The sequence below is a fragment of the Kitasatospora sp. NPDC057198 genome (genome assembly GCF_042670125.1).
Taxonomy (GTDB): Bacteria; Actinomycetota; Actinomycetes; order Streptomycetales; family Streptomycetaceae; genus Kitasatospora.
Window position 1 is genome coordinate 1 of sequence record NZ_JBHUWH010000705.1, and the last position, 2742, is coordinate 2742.

Here is a 2742-nt window from a genome sequence, read left to right on the forward strand (position 1 = left end):
CCGTTCAGGGTTCCCCGGCTCGGTGTCACGTACGGGTTCCCTTCGCTCTCGACGGCGCTCTCACAGGCTCACGGGTCGTTCTCACGGATCGATTTCCCGGCCGCGCCCGGATTATGCCCGGTGCGGCCGACAGTACGAGTACGGGCGGATGGCGGACAGCGCGGTCGGGCCGGTCAGCCGCCCGCGGCGACGGCCGCGTCCACTGTCTCGTGGATGGCGAACACGGCCTTCGCGCCGGTCAGTTCGAGCAGGTGCTGGACCGGCCCGGACAGCGCCGCCAGATGGAAGGGGATCCCTCCGTCGACGGCCGCCATCCGGGTCTGGAGCAGCAGGTTCAATCCTGACGAGTCGCAGAAGTCGACCCGTCCCAGGTCGACCACCAGCGCCCGGGGACGCTCGGCGACCAGCAGGTCGAGCGCCTCCCTGGCGGGCGCCAGGGTCTCGATGTCCAAGTCGCCCGACAATACGCACACCGCCGCGCGGGACGGCGTGCGCCGGACGTCCACCGCCAGGGGGGCCACGGGCATGTTCTCGGCTGGCATCCTCGTCCTGTTCCTTCGACCGATCTGCCTCGACCTTACGCACTCGCGGGCGCGGCGGTCGAGACGGGGTGCCCGGTGCGGTCGGTGCGGACGGCAGGAGCCGTCACCACCAGGAGAGTCGACCGACTCGCGTCAGTCGGTCGCGTCGAGCCCGGTGCGGAGCTTGGCCAGCGTGCGGGACAGCAGCCGGGAGACGTGCATCTGGGACAGGCCCAGGCGCGCGCCGATCTGCGACTGGGTGAGGTCCTCGCAGAACCGCATCGCGAGGATCTGCCGCTCCCGCTCCGGCAGCTGCGCGATCAGCGGCTTCAGCGCGACCAGGTTCTCCACCAGCGCGAACCGCCCGTCCACCCGGCCGAGCCGCTCGGCGGGCTGCTGCCCGTCGCCCTCGCCCGGGGAGGTCAGGTCGAGCGACCCGGCGGTGTGCGCGTTCGCGGCGGCCAGACCCTCGATCACCTCCTCCTCGGAGATCGAGAGGTACTCGGCGAGGTCGGCGACGGTCGGCTCGCGGTCCAGGGACTGGGCCAGCGCGTCCTGGGCCTTCGCCAGGTCCAGGCGCAGCTCCTGCAGGCGGCGCGGCACGTGCACGGACCAGGTGGTGTCCCGGAAGTGGCGCCGTATCTCGCCGACGATGGTGGGCACCGCGTAGGTGGTGAACTCGACGCCGAGCTCCGGGTCGAACCGGTCGATCGCCTTGATCAGGCCGACCGAGCCGACCTGGAGCAGGTCCTCGTACGGCTCCTTGCTGTGGCCGAAGCGCCGGATCGCGAACCTGACCAGGGTCAGGTTCAGTTCGATCAGGGTGTTGCGCACGTAGCTGAACTCGCGGGTGCCCTCCTCCAGGCCGGCCAGCCGGCGCAGCAGCACCCGGGTCATCGCGCGGGCGTCGGCGGGGGTGGCGTTCACCGGGTCGGCGAGCACCTCCGGGTCGAGGTCCAGGGCGACGGCCTCGGGGGCGGCGGCGGGCACTCCCAGCGGGGCGGAGGATGCCTCGATAGGGGCAGTCAGGAGAAGTTCATCAGTGGGCACGAGCATGCCAGTCCTTTCCTCGTCTCCGGCCGGTCCGTTCCCGGGTACCCGGGGTTCCTTCGATCATGCCAGGATCGACTGTGAAGTTTATGTGAAGCAAATGTGGCGAGGTCTGCTCACTTTGGATGTGCATGCGCCCCCGCGGGCGGGGCAGGCGGATCCCCGACGCGGACCGCACCGGCGGCCGCACCCCGGCGGAGGAGGGAACACCATGGGCCGGATCGAGGAATCCATCGAGATCGAGGCGCCGATCGCCGAGGTCTACCGCGAGTGGACCGACTACCAGCCGCTGCCCGCCTGCATGCGCGGCGGGGCCGGACGGGGCGCCACCGCGACCGAGGTGCTGCCGCTCGACCGGATCGCCTGGAGCGGCGGCCCCGAGCTCCCCGGGCACTCCGGGGTCGTCACCTTCCACCGGGTCACCGAGCACAGCACCCGGCTGATGCTCCAGCTCGACACCGAACCGCACGGGCTGTGGGACCACCTGGTCGAGGGCCTCGGCTTCACCGACCGCCGGATCATCGACGAACTCGCCGCCTTCAAGACCCGCGTCGAGGAGCACCGGCAGCACCTGGCCGCCTGACCGGGCCCGGCCGGCCCGCCCACCGCTCTTGCACGCTTTTGCACACCCCTGTACGCCCTTGTACGCCCGCGAGAAACGGAAGGGAGCACCGCCATGGGCCCCGTCACCGAGCGGATCACCCTGCACCTGCTCGCCCCCGACGGCACCCCCGTCGACCTCGACACCGACTGGCGCTACCGGCCCGACGACCCGTACGCGGTGCGCCTCGACTTCGGCCCGCGTGCCGCCGGGGCGGGCTGGGTGCTCTCCCGGGAGATGCTGCTCGCCGCGCTGCACGGACCGGTCGGCGACGGCGACATCCACTTCGCGCCGATCGACGACGGCTCGCTGTGCCTGGTGCTCGGCGGCGCGGGCGGCCCGGTGGCGCTCAGCGTCGACCTGGACGCGCTGGCCGGGTTCCTCACCGCCACCCTCGAACTGGTGCCGCTGGGCAGCGAGTTCGAACTGATCGACTGGGACGGCGGGCTGGCCGGGCTGCTGTCGGCCTGAACGGTCTGCGGCTCCGGACGGCGATTCCGGACGGTGGTTCTGGACGGCGATTCCGGACGGTGGCCCCGGCCGGTGGCTCCGGCCGGAGTGGGAGCGGCC

4 protein-coding genes are annotated in these 2742 nt (G+C 71.9%); 2 read left to right on the forward strand and 2 right to left on the reverse strand.

What is annotated here, in order from left to right:
* Nucleotides 1–173 precede the first annotated feature (173 nt).
* Nucleotides 174–527 (reverse strand): STAS domain-containing protein, encoded by a 354-nt coding sequence (locus ACFUEL_RS38010; RefSeq protein WP_380242534.1) that lies wholly within the window; start codon nt 525–527, stop codon nt 174–176.
* A gap of 147 nt (nt 528–674) precedes the next feature.
* Nucleotides 675–1577 (reverse strand): RNA polymerase sigma factor SigF, encoded by a 903-nt coding sequence (locus tag ACFUEL_RS38015; protein WP_380242536.1) that lies wholly within the window; start codon nt 1575–1577, stop codon nt 675–677.
* 205 nt (nt 1578–1782) lie between these two features.
* On the opposite strand from ACFUEL_RS38015, the gene ACFUEL_RS38020 reads away from it, so the two are divergent.
* Together ACFUEL_RS38020 and ACFUEL_RS38025 are read left to right on the forward strand one after the other, a co-directional pair.
* Nucleotides 1783–2154, forward strand: coding sequence for a hypothetical protein (locus tag ACFUEL_RS38020; protein ID WP_380242538.1), 372 nt, complete (start codon nt 1783–1785; stop codon nt 2152–2154).
* A 93-nt stretch (nt 2155–2247) separates the two neighbouring features.
* The gene (locus ACFUEL_RS38025; RefSeq protein WP_380242539.1) at nt 2248–2643 is read left to right on the forward strand and encodes an SsgA family sporulation/cell division regulator; all 396 of its coding nucleotides are present in this window, start codon (nt 2248–2250) and stop codon (nt 2641–2643) included.
* Nucleotides 2644–2742: the final 99 nt, after the last annotated feature.